This is a genomic window from Streptomyces sp. NPDC029151, assembly GCF_055564315.1.
Map to the genome: position 1 here is coordinate 1 of NZ_JBVHWQ010000008.1, position 16,076 is coordinate 16,076.

Consider the following 16,076-nt stretch of genomic DNA (forward strand, 5'->3'; position numbering starts at 1 on the left):
CTTCGGTCTTGCGTTTCCGACTCTATCAGATCTTTTCTCGATCCGATTTCCTCGGCGCTTTCCAGGTTCCCGCTCTCGCGTTTCCCTTTCCGGCGGTTCCGACTCTATCAGAACCTTTCGGTGTCTGACTCCCAGTCAGGTGGGCTTGTCTTCCCGGCTGTTGGGCCGTTCCGACGCCTCAAACCCTAGCGGATCCGTCCGGCGATGCCCAATCGGGCCGCCGGATCCCTATTCGAATTGAATTCGGGCGCGCCGAAATCAACCCGTGCGGGAGATCGTGCTGGTGGTTTGGGGTGCCGCTCGTGCGGCGGGAGGTGTTGTCGCAGAAGCGTTACGCCTCCGTGGCAACCCGAAGAACCCTACGGATCGAGCAGGACGGTGTCAACACCCCCTGTCAAGATCTTTTAATCCAGGTCGCTGAGCCGGCCGCCCGCGTCCGGCTGGGCGTGCTCGACCCGGCGCAGGAGCCGGGTCAGGACCTCGCCGAGCACCGTGCGCTCCGTGGGGGTGAGGTCCTGGAGCAGGTCCTCCTCGAAGACCGTCGCCAGGCGCATCGCCTCCAGCCACTTCTCGCGGCCCTCGGGCGTCAGCTCCACGATGACCCGGACGCGGTTGGACTCGTCGCGCTCCCGGGTGACCAGTCCCTCGGCGACCATGCGGTCGATGCGGTGGGTCATCGCGGCCGGGGTGAGGCCGAGCCGCTTGGCCAGGTCGCTGGGGCCCAGGCGGTACGGGGCGCCGGAGAGGACCAGTGCCTTGAGGACCTCCCACTCGGCGCTGCTGATGCCGAGGGCGGCGGTCTGGCGGCCGTAGGCGACGTTCATGCGGCGGTTGAGCCGGGAGAGGGCCGACACGACCTTCTCGACCTGGGGGTCGAGGTCCTGGAACTCGCGCTGGTAGGCGGCGATCTGTTCTTCGAGTGTCGGCTCGGTGTCGCCGGGGGTGTCGGCCATGGGCGCAGTATGACACGCCGGTCCTTTGCCTTGAAGTCCTTGATTGTGTAGCCTTTAGCTTCGAACTTTAGCTTCGAAGTCTTCAGGTCTAACTAGTGAGAGAGGTGAACGTGACCAGGGCGATGGGCGCAGCGATGCGCCGGATCCACGTGGGCAACGCACTCAGCGCGTTCGGGCTCGGTTTCACCGTCCCGTACCTGTACGTCTACGTGGCGCAGGTGCGGGGCCTGGGAGCCATGACGGCGGGACTCGTGCTCGCCGTCTTCGCCGTGGCCGCGCTGATCGTGCTGCCGTTCGCCGGCCGGGCGATCGTGCGGCGCGGCCCGCTGCCGGTCCTGCTCGCCGCCCTGGTGGCCGCCGCTCTGGGGGCGCTGAGCCTCGGTCTGGCGGGGTCCGCCGCGGCCGTGCTGCTGTCCGCGGCGGCGCTGGGCGCGGGGCAGGCCGTGATGCAGCCGGCGCTGGCCACGATGATCGTGGACTGCTCCTCGGCGGACACGCGCTCACGTGCGTTCGCGATGCAGTTCTTCCTGCAGAACCTGGGGCTGGGTGTCGGCGGACTCATAGGCGGCCACCTGGTCGACACCACGCGCGTGTCCTCCTTCACGCTGCTGTTCGCGATCGAGGCGGCGATGTTCCTGCTGCTGGTCGGCGTGATGGCCACCGTGCGGACGCCGCACTCGCCGCGCCTGGAGGACGCGCCCGCGCGGTCGGCGAAGGGCGGCTGGAAGCAACTGCTCGGGAACCGGGCGATGGTGCAGCTGTCCGTGCTGGGCTTCGTCCTCTTCTTCGCCTGCTACGGACAGTTCGAATCGGGACTGAGCGCGTACGGCGTGGAGGCGGCCGGTATATCGACGTCCGCTCTGGGGACGGCGCTGGCCGCGAACACCCTGATGATCGTGGTCGCCCAGTTCGCCGTGCTGAAGCTCGTGGAGCGGCGCCGCCGGTCCCGGGTCATCGCGGTGGTCGGACTGATCTGGTCGGTGGCCTGGCTGGCCGCCGGGTTCGCGGGGCTGGGGCACGGCAGCCGGGAGATGGCCACGGCCGCGTTCGTGTCGACGTACGCGCTGTTCGGGCTGGGCGAGGCGATGCTGTCGCCGACGGTCGCGCCGCTGGTCGCCGATCTGGCACCGGAGGGCATGGCCGGTCAGTACAACTCGGCGTTCGCGCTGGTCAAGCAGCTGGCGCTGGCCGTCGGTCCGGCGGTGGGCGGTCCGCTCGGGGCCTCGCTGCACGGGCCGTACATCGTGACCTTCCTGCTGTTCTCGCTGGGGATCACCGTCCTGGCGCTGCGGCTGGGCCGGCAGCTCACCGCCGTACAGGACCGGCCGTGGCTGGCGCGCGGGACCCGGGTGGTCACGCGCGGTGGGGCGCCCGCGGAGCCGGTGGGCGCGGAGGCGTAGGCAGCGGTCCCCTCCCGGGCGGCCCGGGACTGGACCTCTGGTCAGCGGGTCGTCGTCGTCAGGATCGCGGTGAAGGGGAGCGTCGTCGTGCCGTCCTCCGCGAGGTGCCCGGAGAGCTGCTCGCGAACCAGGGCGGCGGCCCGGCTCAGGGCGTCCTCGCCGCCGGCCTCTCTGATCAGGCCGCCCCAGAGGGTGGACAGGTGGGCCCGGGCGTAGGTGTCCAGCGGGGGCAGGCCGATGCCGAAGGTGATCTCGCGGTGGGCGGTGTGGCCGTAGCCGGCCGTGCGGAGGGCGGCGGTGAGCTGCTCGGCGGTCAGGGCGAAGGCCCGCGCGAAATGGCGGATCGCCGCGGGGCCGGCGTGCTCGCGGAGGGCCGTCTGCACGGCGAGGAAGTAGGGCTGGCGGTCGACGGGGGCCCAGATGGTCGCGGCGAAGCGGCCTCCGGGGCGGGTGACCCGGGCCGTCTCCGCGAGGGTGGCGTCGAGGTCGGTGAAGAACTGGGCGCCCTGCTGGCAGACGACCGCGTCGAAGGTGCCGGTGTCGTAGGGCAGGTGGTCGGCGGGGGCCACCGTGAACTCGATGTCCGGGTAGAGGCGGGGGTGGCGTTCCCGGGCCACCCGGATCATCTCCACGTCGATGTCGGCGCCGTGGACACGGCCCGTGGGGCCGACCAGCGCGGCGGCGGCGCGGGCGGCGAAACCCGTCCCGCACGCGAGGTCGAGCACGACGTCTCCGGGGCCGAGGTCCACCGCGTCCAGCAGCTCGGCCACGAAGGGGGCCATGATCGGGACCTGGTGCGTGTCGTAACCCTCGGGGCCGTCGGCGCCGTCGGAGCCGTCGGGGCCTTCGCTGCCGCTGTGTCCGTGTGCCATGGCTGATGCTTCTAACACCGGACGCGCGTCATCGCCGTATGCCGCGCGGTGCGGTACGGCCGCCGGTCAGTGCTATGCCCCCGGCAGGACGAACTCGCACCACACCGCCTTCCCGCCGCCGGGGGTGCGGCGGCAGCCCCAGTTGGAGGCGATCGTCGCCACGATCGCGATGCCCCGGCCCGACTCGTCGCCCGGTTCGGCGCGGCGGCGCCTCGGCAGGTGGTCGTCGCCGTCGGTGACCTCGACGATGAGGCGGCGGTCGGTGCGGCGGAGTCTGAGCCGCATCGGCGGGGTGCCGTGCTGGAGGCTGTTGGCGACCAGTTCGCTGGTGGCGAGGACGCCGAGGTCGTGGAGTTCGGCGGGGAAGCGCCAGCTGGTGAGGACGCCGGAGGCGAAGGCACGCGCGCGGGGGGCCGCTTCGACACCACCGAGGAGTTCCAGGCCCGCGTTGCGGAACAGGTCGCCGTCGGGTCCGGTGCGCGCCGGGTGCTGGAGGACGAGGACGGCGACGTCGTCGTCGTGGTCGGCGGTGACACCGGCCGAGCGGACCAGGCGGTCGCAGACGACCTGCGGGGTGCCGGTCGCGCCGGCGAGGGCGGCCTCGAGCGCGGCGATGCCCTCGTCCAGGTCGGCGTCACGGCGCTCGACCAGGCCGTCGGTGTAGAGGACGGCGGTGGAGCCGGGGCCGAGGGCGATGGAGCCGGAGGCATGCATCCAGCCGCAGGTGCCCAGCGGGGGGCCGGTGGGTTCGTCGGCGCGGGAGACCGTGCCGTTCTCGTCGCGGACCAGGATCGGCAGGTGGCCGGCGGACGCATACACCAGGCGGCCCTCGTTGGGGTCGTGGACGGCGTAGACGCAGGTGGCGATCTGGTTGGCGTCGATCTCGGCGGCGAGGCCGTCGAGGAGCTGGAGCACCTCGTGCGGGGGCAGGTCGAGGCGGGCGTAGGCGCGGACGGCGGTGCGGAGCTGGCCCATGACGGCGGCGGCGCGCACCCCGCGGCCCATGACGTCGCCGATGACCAGGGCGGTGCGGCCGCCGCCGAGGGTGATCACGTCGTACCAGTCGCCGCCGACCGCGGCCTCGGTGCCGCCGGGCTGGTAGGTGGCGGCGATGCGCAGGTCGTCGGGCTGTTCCAGTTCCTGCGGCAGGAGGGAGCGCTGGAGGGTGACGGCGGTCTCGCGCTGGCGGCGCTCGCTGGCGCGCAGCCGTTCGGCGGCCTCGGCGTGGTCGGTGACGTCCGTGGCGAAGACGAGCACCGCACCGCCGCCGGCGTCGTCGCCGTCCTCGGCGACGGGGGTGCAGGTGAAGGTGTACGAGCGGCCGTCGACGGCCTTGCGGGACTTCAGGGTGCGGGGCTTGCCGCTGCGCAGCACCTGGTCGAGGAGCGGGAGCAGGCCCAGTGCGGCGAGTTCGGGCAGGGCCTCGCGGGCGGGGGCGCCGGTGGGGCGGGTGCCGAACGCCGCGGTGTAGGCGTCGTTGACGTAGGCGATGCGGTGGTCGGGGCCGTGGACGAGGGCGACGAGGGCCGGGACGCGGTCCAGGACGTCACGCGCGGGCAGTCCGTCGACGGCGGGCACCGGGAGGGTGCCGTCGGCGGACTGTTCGGCGCGGGCCGCGGGAACGGAGCCCTCCCCCCGTCTCTCCGGGGGGACCGCCGTCTCGGTCCGCGCGGCGGCGCGGCGCTGCGTTCCGGGGAGCCGGGCGCTCCAGCGCGTGAAGTTCACTTGGGGAAAGCCTCGTGGGTGCTAGGGCGGGCGGGTGCCCGTCCGACGTCGTAGGGCAGTCTGGCAGGGAGCGGGCCGCGGCGGGCGACAACCGTCAGACGCCGGGGCGGGCCGTGGAGTTCCCGGGTCCGGTCAGGACGACCCCTTCGGGTCGTCGGAGGGGCTGTGAGGAGGCTTTCCACCGGCCGCCAGTTCGAACTCCGCACGGGGATGTTCGAGTGAACCGAGCGAGACGATCTCCCGTTTGAAGAGCCCGGCGAGGGTCCACTCGGCGAGCACGCGGGCCTTGCGGTTGACGGTGGGCACCCTGCTGAGGTGGTACGCGCGGTGCATGAACCAGGCCGGGTAACCCTTCAGCTTGCGCCCGTAGACCTGCGCGACGCCCTTGTGCAGGCCGAGGGAGGCGACCGAGCCGACGTATGCGTGCGCGTACGTCTGCAGGGGCTCGCCGCGCAGGGAGTGGGCGATGTTGTCGCCGAGGACCTTGGCCTGGCGTACGGCGTGCTGGGCGTTGGGTGCGGTCTCCGTGCCGGGTTCGGCGGCGGTGACGTCGGGTACGGCGGCGGCGTCGCCCGCGGACCAGGCGTGCGCGGTGCCGTCGACGGTGAGCTGGGCGGTGCAGCGGAGCCGGCCGCGCTCGGTGCGCGGCAGGTCGGTGGCGGCGAGCAGGGGGTGCGGTTTGACGCCGGCCGTCCACACGACCGTGCGGGTCGGGAACCGCTGGCCGTCGCTGAGGACGGCGACACGGTCGGCGCAGGACTCCAGGCGGGTGTCGAGCAGCACCTGGATGTTGCGGCGGCGCAGCTCGGTGACGGTGTAGCGGCCCATCTCGGGGCCGACCTCCGGGAGGATGCGGTCGGTGGCCTCCACGAGGATCCACTTCATGTCCTCGGGGCGGAGGTTGTGGTAGTAGCGCGCGGTGTAGCGGGCCATGTCCTCCAGTTCCGCGAGGGCCTCCACGCCCGCGTAGCCGCCGCCGACGAACACGAAGGTGAGGGCGGCGTCGCGGATCGCGGGGTCGCGGGTGGAGGACGCGATGTCCATCTGCTCGATGACGTGGTTGCGCAGGCCGATGGCCTCCTCGACGGTCTTGAACCCGATGGCGTAGTCGGCGAGGCCGGGGATGGGCAGGGCGCGGGAGACCGAGCCGGGGGCGAGTACGAGCTCGTCGTAGCCGAGGAGTTCGGTGGTGCCCTCCTCGGCGGTGGCGAGGGTGGTGACGGCGGCGGTGCGTACGGCGTGTTCGATGGAGGTGACCTCGCCGACGACGACGTGGCAGTGGTCCAGGACGCGGCGCAGCGGTACGACGACATGGCGCGGGGAGATCGAGCCCGCGGCGGCCTCGGGGAGGAACGGCTGGTACGTCATGTAGGGGTCGGGGGTGACGACGGTGATCTCCACCTCTCCCCGCCTCAGCTCGGCCCTCAGCTTCCGCTGGAGGCGCAGGGCCGTGTACATCCCGACGTAGCCGCCGCCGACAACCAGAATGCGCGCACGTTCCTTCACCATCCCATGACGCACCCGGCGCTGGTGTTTGTCCACAGCCCCGGCAATTTGTGTGACCGGCGGCCGGGTGTACGCGGGGGCGGCCGTGGTGTCCACACGGGACGAAAGGGGGCAGGTCAGCGGGGGCGGACCACAGGGTGCGAAGGGCGGGAATCGGGACGTACACGTCCCGTACTCCGATCGAGGGGCGCACTGTGCGGAACCTGCCCCTTCTGAATTGACTTCCTCTCAACTATGTTCGTGTGTCGACGGGGTGTGGGGAATGTGGTCGAACGGGTCCGCGACGAGTGGGTCCGGTCGGGACCGACGCCACTTCGCCCACTTCGGATTCAGTGGTGGGGAGAGTCTCCGGGGGGAGACGTCATTACCGGGGGAAACACATGCATGTTCAGGACACGCATTGGGCATCCGCAGCCGCCATCGCGGCCGGTGGCAAGGCCATGACCGCGTCGGGGGGCAACGGGCGCGCGGACGGGGCGCGCACGACTCCGCTGCGGGTGGACGCACAGCGCAATCTGGAGCACGTGCTGCGTGCGGCGCGTGAGGTGTTCGGCGAGCTGGGGTACGGCGCGCCGATGGAGGACGTGGCGCGGCGCGCCCGGGTCGGGGTCGGCACGGTGTACCGGCGCTTTCCCAGCAAGGACGTGCTGGTCCGGCGGATCGCCGAGGAGGAGACGGCACGGCTGACCGAGCAGGCCCGGGCGGCGCTCGGGCAGGAGGACGAGCCGTGGTCGGCGCTGTCGCGGTTCCTGCGGACGTCGGTGGCGTCGGGGGCGGGGCGGCTGCTGCCGCCGCACGTGCTGCGGGTCGGCTCGACCGGTTCGGCCGAGGCCGTCGGCGCGGAGTCCGTCGGCGCCGGATCCCTCGGTGCCGGGTCGGCCGGTTCCGCCGGGGCGGTCGAGGCTCGGGTGCCCCAGCAGCGGGTACAGCCGGGCGGGCCCGAGCTGCGGCTCGTGGCGGAGGGGCCCGCGGTGCCGGCCGACGACGCGGGGGCCGGGGCGCTGCTCGATGTGGTCGGGCAGCTGGTGGACCGGGCCCGGGCGGCGGGTGAGCTGCGGACGGACGTGTCCGTGGGCGACGTACTGCTGGTGATCGCCACGGCGGCGCCGTCGCTGCCGGACGCGGCGCAGCAGGCCGCCGCGTCGGCACGGTTGCTGGACATCCTGCTGGAGGGTCTGCGGTCCCGGCCGGCGTAGGGACCGCGGCACCCTGCTCCGGCTGCGTCCGGCTGTCCGGGGCGGCGGGGGCGGCTGGGGCTTCCTCGTTCCACCGGAACCTGCGGTCCGCCCGTACCGCCCGAACCACCGGGTGCCGCCCGTACCGCCCGTGCGGCCTTCGCCGTCGGGTGGTGCGGGAGGCCCTGGTGGGCGGGTCCGCCGTCGGCGGGTGCCGTGGTGGCGGACCCTTCCCGGGATGTGTTCGACGGGTGTTCGGAATTCCAGGGGGAAGTCCGCTCGGATGAGTGGATGGGGTGTGCGGGAGGGGGGCCGGGAGAAGTCGTTGTGGCACGCTGAGCCGGTGACGGGTTGGGCTTGGCCGGTGTCGGGGGCTGTCGGCGATGGGCGTTGACGGGTGGGACGAGTCGCACGGTGACGACGGGGGCGCGGAGAACCTCGGGCTGACCCCGCCCCACGTACCGAAGCAAGGCGGCCGTCCTGCGTCGTCAGCCTCCTCCGGCTCCCCCGCCTCCTCCGGCTCCCCGGCCCGCTCCGGCTCCTCCGGTCCTGGCGACGGAAGCGTGCCGGCCCAGCGTGAGGGCAGCGTGCTGCCGCCGCCCCGGGAGATGCCGCCCGCCGACGGCGAGCTGATCGAGCGGATGCGCGGCGGTGACGACTCCGCCTACGAGGAGCTGTACCGCAGGCACGCGGACGCGGTACGACGGTATGCGCGCACCTGCTGCCGGGACGGTCACACCGCCGACGACCTCACCGCCGAGGTCTTCGCCCGGATGCTGCAGGCGGTACGCGGCGGCTCCGGACCCGAACACGCCGTGCGGGCCTACCTGCTGACCTCCGTCCGGCGGGTCGCCGCCCACTGGACCAGGTCCGCCCGGCGCGAGCAGCTCGTCGACGACTTCGCCGTCTTCGCCCAGCAGGCCGCCGCCCGGGCCCCGGAGGCGTCCGCCGGCGCGTTCGCCGGCTCCTCCGGAGCGGGCCTCGATCTCGGAGCCGACGTCCGCGCCCTGCACGAGGCCGAGCAGTCCATGGCCATGCGCGCCTTCCGCTCGCTGCCCGAACGCTGGCAGGCCGTACTGTGGCACACCGAGGTGGAGGACGAGTCCCCGAGCGAGGTGGCCGTCCTGTTCGGGCTGGACGCCAACGGCACCCGGGTGCTCGCCAGCCGCGCGCGCGAGGGGCTGAAGCAGGCCTATCTCCAGGCCCACGTCAGCGCCGCCCTCACCCGCGACGAGGAGTGCGCCCGCTACGCCGACCAGCTGGGCACCTACGCACGCCGCAAGCTGCGCGTCCGGGCCGAGCGGGGGCTGCGCAAACACCTGGAGGAGTGCGCCAGGTGCCGGCTGGCGGCGGCCCAGATCGAGGAGGTCGCGAGCGGCATCCCCGGCGTCGTGCCGGTCGCGGTCGTCGGCTGGTTCGGGGCCGCCGGGTACGCCAAGGCGCTCGGGATCATGGCCGGCAGCGCCGGGGCCGGGGCGGCCGGGGCCGCCGCCGCGGCCGGGGGGTCGTCCGGCGGGGCGTCCGGTGCGGGCGGGGCCGCGGCCTCCGAGGGGCTGGGGGCACCGGTCAAGGCCGGGGTGGCGGCCGGTGTGGTCGCGGTGGCCGCCGCCGCGGTCGCGCTGGCCCTGGTGAACGACGGCCGCCCGGCGAAGGAGGTCGCCCGTCCGGCGCCGTCCGCCACCGTCGTACGGCCCGAGACGCCCCCGCCCGCGGTGCCGAGGACGCCGGCCCCCTCGCCCACGCCGACGCCCGGGCCCGCGACCGAGCCCCCGGCCCGGCCGGCGGTCCTCGCCCCCGCACCGCCGCCGCCCACGCCCACCCGGAGGCGCACGCCGACCCCTGCCCCCACGGCCACGCCCGCCCCGAAGCCCAGGCCGACGCCTACACCGACACCGACACCGACGCCCACTCCGCCGCCCGCCCCCGCCGTCTACGAGCTGAGCGACCTGCGTTTCGACGTCACCGGCGACGGCACCCGGCCCGAGATCGCGCTGGGCCGAAGCAGCTGGGTGTGGCGGCGGTACGGCCTGTCGATCGGCGGCAGGCGGTACGCGCGCGGGGTCACCGTGCACGGCGAGTCCTCCGTCACCATCGCCCTCAACCGGCAGTGCACCGCCTACGACGCACTGGCCGGCGTCGACGACATGGCCCTCGGCCTCGGCAGGGTCTTCTTCTCGGTCCACGCCGACGGCGTCCCGCTGTGGCGGTCCGGCACGGTCCAGGGCCGGGACCGTGCCGTCCCCGTGCACGTGGACCTCACCGGGCGCAGGACCGTACGGCTCGTGGTGCGGCCGCACGGCAACGCCATCGACGAGGTGGCATGGGCGGACTGGGCCGAGTCCCGGTTCACCTGCCGGTAGCCGGGCCCCGGGGGACCGCGGCGGCCGCCGGCACGGCGGCCAGCTCCTCCAGGACGTCCGTCACGCCCAGGGTCGCGCCCCGGGCGCACTCGGCGGCGTACCGGTCGGCCGGGAGCGCCGCGCGGGCGCCGGCGCGCACCCGGGCGGCCTCGCCGCGCTCCGGCTCGGGACGCTCGCGGCCGTCCCGCCAGTGATCCGCGGCGGCGAACAGCCGTAGCGCGGCCGGCAGATCGCCCAGCCGGGCCAGCAGCACGGCCGCCACGTCCACCAGACCGGCCGTGATGGACTCCGCGCACCGGTCGGCCACGGCCCGCCGCAGGGCGTCCGCCAGGACCGGCGCGCCCCGCGCCGGCCCCGACTCGGCCGCCACGAGCAGCGCCTCGACCTTCCGCAGGTCGGCTACGAACTGCGGGGGCGGGGCTCCGTCCCCGACCAGCGCGCACGTCGCGTCGTACAGCTCGCGCGCGAGGACCGGCTGTCCGTCGTGCAGGGCGATGAGGGCGCGCATCAGCAGGACGAAGGCCCGGGACTCCGGCAGCGCGTACCGGTCCGCGGCCGCCCCCGCCTCGTCCAGGGCGGCCAGGGCGGCCTCCCGGTCGCCGGAGCGGTAGGAGATCTCGGCGAGCCGCGCGATCAGGAACGGCGACTCGGCGTGCGCGCCCACCTCGTGGGCGAGCCGCAGCGCCTCCTCGTACTCGCCGCGCGCCTCGTCGTACCTGCCGCGGGCCATCGCCGCCTCGCCGGCCGCGCTGCACACCTGTGCCCGCACCCAGCGGTCACCGACGCGCCCGCCGAGTATCCGCAGCTCGGCCAGGTCCTCGTCCACGCCGTGCAGGTTGCCCGGCGAGTCGACGGTGACGTGGGCGCGGTACATCAGGGCGACCGCGACCTCCCAGTCGCCGCCGTGGCGCCGGCAGTTGTCGAGCGCCGCGGTCAGGTCCGGGCGGAGGTCCACCGGGCCGCCCAGGTAGTAGGCGGTCAGCGGCCAGACGACGCCGGGGAGGCGGGCGGCCTGGGGGCCGCCGCCCTCGTAGGCCGCCCGCACCCGCGCGAGGTACTCCGCGGCGCGGTCGTCGGACGCGAGGTTCTCCGTGTCCGTCTCGGAGGTCAGGAACAGGTCGAGCATCCGCAGGTCCATCCGCAGCTCGCGCAGCGGGTGCCCGGCCTCGCCGTCGGGGGAGGCGAGGAACGCGCCGACCGGGTCCGCCGACTCCGCCCGGGCCATCGCCTCGCCGGCCGGCGTGCCCGGGGACAGGGTGTCCAGGGCGGCACCGAGGCGGAGCACCTGGCGTACCCAGCCGACCGCCTCCTGGCGGTGGTTGCGCAGCCACCAGAACCAGCCGATGGCCAGGACGACGGCGCCGGCCTCCGCCTCGTCGCCCGCGCGCAGCGCGCGGTTCAGGGCCGCCCGGACGTTGTCCAGCTCGGTCTCCAGGCGGGCGATCCAGGGCAGCTGGGCCGCCGACCGCAGCCGCGGCTCGGCCTCCTCCACCAGCGCCCGCACCCACGCGCGGTGGCGCCGCTCGGCCGCCGCGCGCAGTCCGGGGACCTCGGCGGCGCGTTCGGTGGCGTAGTCGTGGATGGTCTCCAGCATGCGGTAGCGCATGCCGGTCCCGGAGCCGGTGCCGTCCGGGTCGTGCGGTGCGGCGACGACCAGGGACTTGTCGACCAGCGCGCCGATCAGGTCGGCCGCCGGGCCGGTGCACACGGCCTCGGCCGCCGCGAGGTCCCAGCCGCCGGCGAACACCGACACCTCGCACAGGACCGTCCGCTCCCGCTCGTCCAGCAGCTCCCAGGACCAGTCGACGACCGCGCGCAGGGTCTGCTGGCGGGGCAGGACCGTGCGGCTTCCGGAGGTGAGCAGCCGGAAGCGGTCGTCCAGGCGGTCGGCGATCTGCCGCGGGGTCAGCAGCCTGAGGCGGGCCGCGGCCAGTTCGATGGCGAGCGGCAGTCCGTCCAGGCGGCGGCAGATCTCCGCCACGGCCTCGGTGTCGCCGAGCACCGCCTCGGCGTCGGGACGGACGGCCTTCGCGCGCTCGGCGAAGAGGCGGCGCGCCTGCTCGGGGACGAGGGGCTCGACCGGGCGCACCGACTCGCCGGGGACGCCCAGGGGTTCACGGCTGGTCGCGAGGATCGTGAGCCCGGGGCAGCGGGTGAGGAGGGTCTCGGCGAGGGCGGCTGCCGCGCCGATGACGTGCTCGCAGTTGTCGAGGATCAGGAGCGGGCTGCGCGGCGCGCAGTACTCGATCAGCAGGGCCGTGGGGTCGGCCTGCGAGGTCGCCAGGTCACCCGTCAGCAGCACGGTCTCGCGCAGCCCGAGCGCGCTGACCACCGCGCCGGGCACAGCCTCCGGCCGGTCGAGCGGGGCCAGCTCGACCAGCCAGGCCGAGTCGAGCGGGGCGGCGGCCTCCTCGGCGAGGCGGGTCTTTCCGGAGCCGCCCGGCCCGGTCAGGGTGACCAGGCGGGCCCTGCGCACGTCGGAACGGATGGCCCTGAGTTCCGGTTCCCGTCCGACGAAGGACGTCAGGCGGGGGCGGAGGTTCCCGGTGCGCTCGGGCGGCTGGGCGGGAGGCCGCGCCCCCGGGCGCCACGGGTGCTCGGGGTGCACCGCGTGCTCGGGGTGCTCGGGGTGCTCCTGTCTCAGCAAGGCCGTGTGCAGCGCCCGCAGTTCCGGGCCGGGGTCGGTGCCGAGAGTGTCGGCGAGGGTGCGGCGGGCGGACTCGTAGGCGGAGAGGGCGTCGGCCGGGCGGCCCGAGTCGCGCAGGGCGCGGATGAGGAGGACGTGCAGCGGCTCGTCGTAGGGGTGGGCGGCGGTCAGTGCCCGCAGCTCGGGTACGGCCTCCCGGGCGCGGCCGAGGGCGAGGGCCGCGGCGGCGCGGGCGCGGGTCGCCTCCAGGCGCAGGGCCTCGGGCCGGGTGGCGGCGGTGCGGTCGGGGAGGTCGGCGAGGGCCGGGCCGTACCAGAGCGCGAGGGCCTCGGTGAGGGTGCGGTGGGCGGTGGCCGGGTCGCCGGCGGTGAGGGCCTGGGTGCCGGTGCGGGTGAGGCGTTCGAAGACGTGCAGGTCCACGTCGTCCTCGGTCGCTTCGAGGCGGTAGCCGCCGGGGCCGGAGGCGATGGTGTGCCTGCCGAGGGTACGGCGGAGACGGCCGACGAGGGCCTGGAGCGCGGCGTGGGCGTCCTGGGGCGGGTCGTCCGCCCAGACCTCGTCGACGAGGGTCTCGGCGGCAGTGGTGCGGCCGGGGCGGAGGGCGAGGGCGGCCAGGAGCGTGCGCAGGCGCCGGCCGCCGATGGGTACGGGGGTGCCCTGGTCGTCTGATGCTTGGGTTACGCCCAGGATTCCGTACCGCACCCGGTCATTGTGGCGGGAGTGCGGGGAGCGGGGCACGGGGGTTTTGGCTCGGGGCGTTGCGGAGCGCCCTGAGCGGCGGTGCGCCGCGGACCGGGTCACCGGCCGGCACCGGCGGGGTGCCTCCCCGGGGCTCGTCGGGCAGGGGCACCCCCGGTGGCCCCACCACGCCGCCCCACGACACCGACCGCACCGCCCCACCGCGCCGACCGCACGGCCCCACTGCGCCACTCGCACTGCCCCGACGCCACTCGCGCCGCCACTCGCGCCGCCGGTCGTGCGGCGGGGGGCGGCGGCCGTCCCTCGGCGGCCGTCCCGCGGCGCCCGTCCCGCGGCGCCCGTCATGCCGTCGTAGCCGGGGGAGCCGTTCCTGCGGGCGCGGCCTGCGGCACCCGGCCCCCAAGGGCGCGGACCACCGTGCGACCGGCCACCACGGTCCCGCAGCCCGACGACGGGCGCGGCGCCCCGCCGCACACACCTCCACCGCGCAGGCCTGCACCGCTCACGCCTGCACCCCTCACACCCCCGGCGTGAGCGCGCTCCTGCGCGGCTGGATCCCCGAAGGGACCGCGCGGGACCGTGTCGGGGTGCCCGTCCAGCACGTGCCGCGGCGGGACAGGAGGCGGCGCAGCCAGAGTTCGAGGGAGACCAGGTCGGCCAGGCCGTCCAGCGGGAGGGGTTCGCCCGCCGCGGCGGAGCGGACGGCCTTGCGGACGACGCGGGCCTCGACCAGGCCGGCGTCGGCCAGCAGAGGGGTGGAGAAGAGGTCCAGGAGGGGGTCGGCCGCGAGCCGCAGCCCCCCGCGCGCGGCCGCTGCCGTCGGGGCGTGGGAGGGGGCGCCCCAGCCGGGCGGGAGGTCGGTGATGCCGGCGCCCTCCAGGACCCTGCGGAGGATGGCGGCGCGGGCGCCGGGCTGGACGCGCAGGGCCTCGGGGAGGTCGCGGCAGGCGCGGACGACCTGGTTGTCGAGGAACGGCGCGTGCAGGCGCTGGGAGCGGATCTGCGCGGCCTGTTCCAGGACGCGCAGGTCGGCCGCGTGCCGGGCGAGTGCCGCACGCGCGCGGTAGTCGCCGGGGCGCTGCGCGCCGGTGCCGGAGCGGTCCGCCTCCGCCTGGAGCAGAACCGATACTTCAGCCAGGGCCTCCCCCGTCAGCCAGCGTGCCGCGGGCCCCGGTCCGGCCCAGGTCAGCGCGGCGAGGGACGCGCCGACCGCCCCCTTGGGCTCGTCGAACCGCCGCCGCATCAGCCGCTCGGCCAGGACCTCCAGGCCCGCCCGGTAGGGGGTGCGGGCGAGGCGCCGGGCCGCGCCGTACACGCGCGCGGGGACCAGCACCGAGCCGTCCGCGCGCGCGAGGGCGGCGACCGGCCGGACCAGATGGCGCCGCCGGCGGTCGACCAGGAGGTCGGCGAGGCGGGCGGGGTGGGCGTCGAGGACCTGGCGGGCGCCGTGGCCGGTGAAGTGGTCGGCGCTGCCGGCGGCGAGCCGCGCGCGGTGCCGGGCCGCCAGCACCAGGGACGGTCCGGGCTCGTCGGTGAGGGGGCCGTCGAGGTCGGCGTACGGCAGGGTCTCCTCGCCGCCGGTGACCACGACGTGGTGCAGCCGGGGGTTGGCGGCGAGGGCGCCGGCGCGTTCCAGTTCGGCCTCGCGGCCGGCCACCGTCAGATCGTTGAACGTGACGGCGAGGAGGCGTTCCCCCGCGCCCGTGCCGTGGCCCAGCAGCGTGCCGGGTCTGCCGGGCAGCCCGGCGGCCAGCAGGGCGAGGGTGCCGGAGGCGGGGCCGCCGGACAGGTCGGCGCCGATTCCGGGGACCGGCATCCCGCGCGCGGCCCGCCGCTCGGCCGGCCCCATGCCGGGTACCGGCCCGGGATCCAGGTCGGGCACGTGCCGGGGCGCCGAGAGCCGGGTGCGGACCGCTTCCACGAGGCTGTCGCGCACGGCGTCCACGGCGCGGTCCGGGTCGGCCGGGGGTGCGGAGACGGCGAGCGAGGCGACCGGCTCGTACCCGGCGATCTCCCGCGCTCCGGCGCGCAGCACCAGTGCGTGCCCCGGCGGGAGCCGCCGCACGCCGTCGTACGGGGTGGTGTCGCGCAGCGCGGCCGGGACGTCCGGGGCGGCCAGCAGGGCGGCGAGGTGGGTGAAGTCGAGGTTGGCCTCGACGAGGTCGGCGAGGGGCAGCGCGGCGGTGGCGTAGGCGGTGCCGCCGGCCCACGGGGTGTGGAACACCGGCCGGGCGCCCGCGAGGTCGCCGCAGACGGTGATGCGGCGGCCGGCCTGGACGACGGCCGTGTAGCTGCCGGGCCAGGTGGTCAGATGGCGCACCGCGCCCCCGCGCGCGGTGACGAGGCCGCGCCGCAGTTCCTCGTCGGTGGCGCCGCAGATGCCGAGGACGGCGATCCGGTGCTGCGCGTCGGCGTGGACCACGCGCACCTCGTCGGGGCGCCAGTCGCCGACGGCCCACAGCGGATCCGGGTCGCCCCACAGGAGTTGGGAGCCGACCGGGTGCAGGGTCTCGCCGTCGTACCCGATGGCCCCCGCGGAGCCGATCCCGGCGGTGCCCGCGGCGGCGCTGCTCCATCCCACCAACCACCGCATCGACGCCTCCACAGGCTGTGGACAACCAGTGCACCGTACGAACCGGACCCCATGCTGCCATGAAGGGCGCGCCGGAGAGGGCCGGCGGCACCGCCTTCGATCGGGGGAAGCGGGGGGAAATCCGTGCGGCGGGCCAGGGGAGTTGG

The 16,076-nt window shown here is 75.3% G+C and carries 9 protein-coding genes; 3 read left to right on the forward strand and 6 right to left on the reverse strand.

Translation table 11 applies throughout. The features are described from left to right. Positions 1 to 404: 404 nt before the first annotated feature. A complete protein-coding gene (locus ACZ4VF_RS27125; protein ID WP_467929195.1) occupies positions 405 to 953 on the reverse strand; it encodes a MarR family winged helix-turn-helix transcriptional regulator in 549 nt (182 codons plus the stop codon). Positions 954 to 1,063: 110 nt separating this feature from the next. Between ACZ4VF_RS27125 and ACZ4VF_RS27130 the strand changes: the two genes are divergently transcribed. Next, positions 1,064 to 2,353 (forward strand): MFS transporter, encoded by a 1,290-nt coding sequence (locus tag ACZ4VF_RS27130; protein ID WP_467929197.1) that lies wholly within the window; start codon positions 1,064 to 1,066, stop codon positions 2,351 to 2,353. A gap of 41 nt (positions 2,354 to 2,394) precedes the next feature. Here ACZ4VF_RS27130 and ACZ4VF_RS27135 read toward each other — a convergent pair whose 3' ends face one another. The 3 genes from ACZ4VF_RS27135 to ACZ4VF_RS27145 form a co-directional block, all read right to left on the reverse strand. Next, positions 2,395 to 3,225, reverse strand: a complete 831-nt coding sequence (locus ACZ4VF_RS27135; protein ID WP_467929198.1) for a class I SAM-dependent methyltransferase — start codon at positions 3,223 to 3,225, stop codon at positions 2,395 to 2,397. 72 nt (positions 3,226 to 3,297) lie between these two features. Beyond that, positions 3,298 to 4,950, reverse strand: a complete 1,653-nt coding sequence (locus ACZ4VF_RS27140) for an ATP-binding SpoIIE family protein phosphatase (RefSeq protein WP_467929199.1) — start codon at positions 4,948 to 4,950, stop codon at positions 3,298 to 3,300. Between the two features lie 132 nt (positions 4,951 to 5,082). Then, positions 5,083 to 6,459, reverse strand: coding sequence for an NAD(P)/FAD-dependent oxidoreductase (locus tag ACZ4VF_RS27145; protein ID WP_467929201.1), 1,377 nt, complete (start codon positions 6,457 to 6,459; stop codon positions 5,083 to 5,085). A 377-nt stretch (positions 6,460 to 6,836) separates the two neighbouring features. On the opposite strand from ACZ4VF_RS27145, the gene ACZ4VF_RS27150 reads away from it, so the two are divergent. Both ACZ4VF_RS27150 and ACZ4VF_RS27155 read left to right on the forward strand, forming a co-directional pair. Continuing rightward, positions 6,837 to 7,652 carry a TetR/AcrR family transcriptional regulator gene (locus ACZ4VF_RS27150; RefSeq protein WP_467929202.1) on the forward strand — a complete coding sequence of 272 codons (816 nt, stop codon included), beginning with the start codon at positions 6,837 to 6,839 and terminating at the stop codon, positions 7,650 to 7,652. 362 nt (positions 7,653 to 8,014) lie between these two features. Continuing rightward, entirely contained in the window at positions 8,015 to 9,991 is a 1,977-nt protein-coding gene (locus ACZ4VF_RS27155; RefSeq protein ID WP_467929203.1) for a sigma-70 family RNA polymerase sigma factor, read from the forward strand. Here the strand turns inward: ACZ4VF_RS27155 and ACZ4VF_RS27160 are convergent. Both ACZ4VF_RS27160 and ACZ4VF_RS27165 read right to left on the reverse strand, forming a co-directional pair. After that, the gene (locus ACZ4VF_RS27160) at positions 9,978 to 13,340 is read right to left on the reverse strand and encodes an ATP-binding protein (protein WP_467929205.1); all 3,363 of its coding nucleotides are present in this window, start codon (positions 13,338 to 13,340) and stop codon (positions 9,978 to 9,980) included. The two genes, ACZ4VF_RS27155 and ACZ4VF_RS27160, sit on opposite strands and share 14 nt — an antisense overlap. A gap of 514 nt (positions 13,341 to 13,854) precedes the next feature. After that, on the reverse strand, positions 13,855 to 15,930 hold the full coding sequence (locus ACZ4VF_RS27165) for an asparagine synthase-related protein (protein ID WP_467929206.1): 2,076 nt from the start codon (positions 15,928 to 15,930) through the stop codon (positions 13,855 to 13,857). Positions 15,931 to 16,076: the final 146 nt, after the last annotated feature.

Bases quoted from the DNA above. Each gene is read 5' to 3' on its own strand.
- ACZ4VF_RS27165 (WP_467929206.1), bottom strand. From the start codon at position 15,930: ATGCGGTGGTTGGTGGGATGGAGCAGCGCCGCCGCGGGCACCGCCGGG.
- ACZ4VF_RS27145 (WP_467929201.1), bottom strand. From the start codon at position 6,459: ATGGTGAAGGAACGTGCGCGCATTCTGGTTGTCGGCGGCGGCTACGTC.
- ACZ4VF_RS27135 (WP_467929198.1), bottom strand. From the start codon at position 3,225: ATGGCACACGGACACAGCGGCAGCGAAGGCCCCGACGGCTCCGACGGC.
- ACZ4VF_RS27155 (WP_467929203.1), top strand. From the start codon at position 8,015: ATGGGCGTTGACGGGTGGGACGAGTCGCACGGTGACGACGGGGGCGCG.
- ACZ4VF_RS27150 (WP_467929202.1), top strand. From the start codon at position 6,837: ATGCATGTTCAGGACACGCATTGGGCATCCGCAGCCGCCATCGCGGCC.
- ACZ4VF_RS27125 (WP_467929195.1), bottom strand. From the start codon at position 953: ATGGCCGACACCCCCGGCGACACCGAGCCGACACTCGAAGAACAGATC.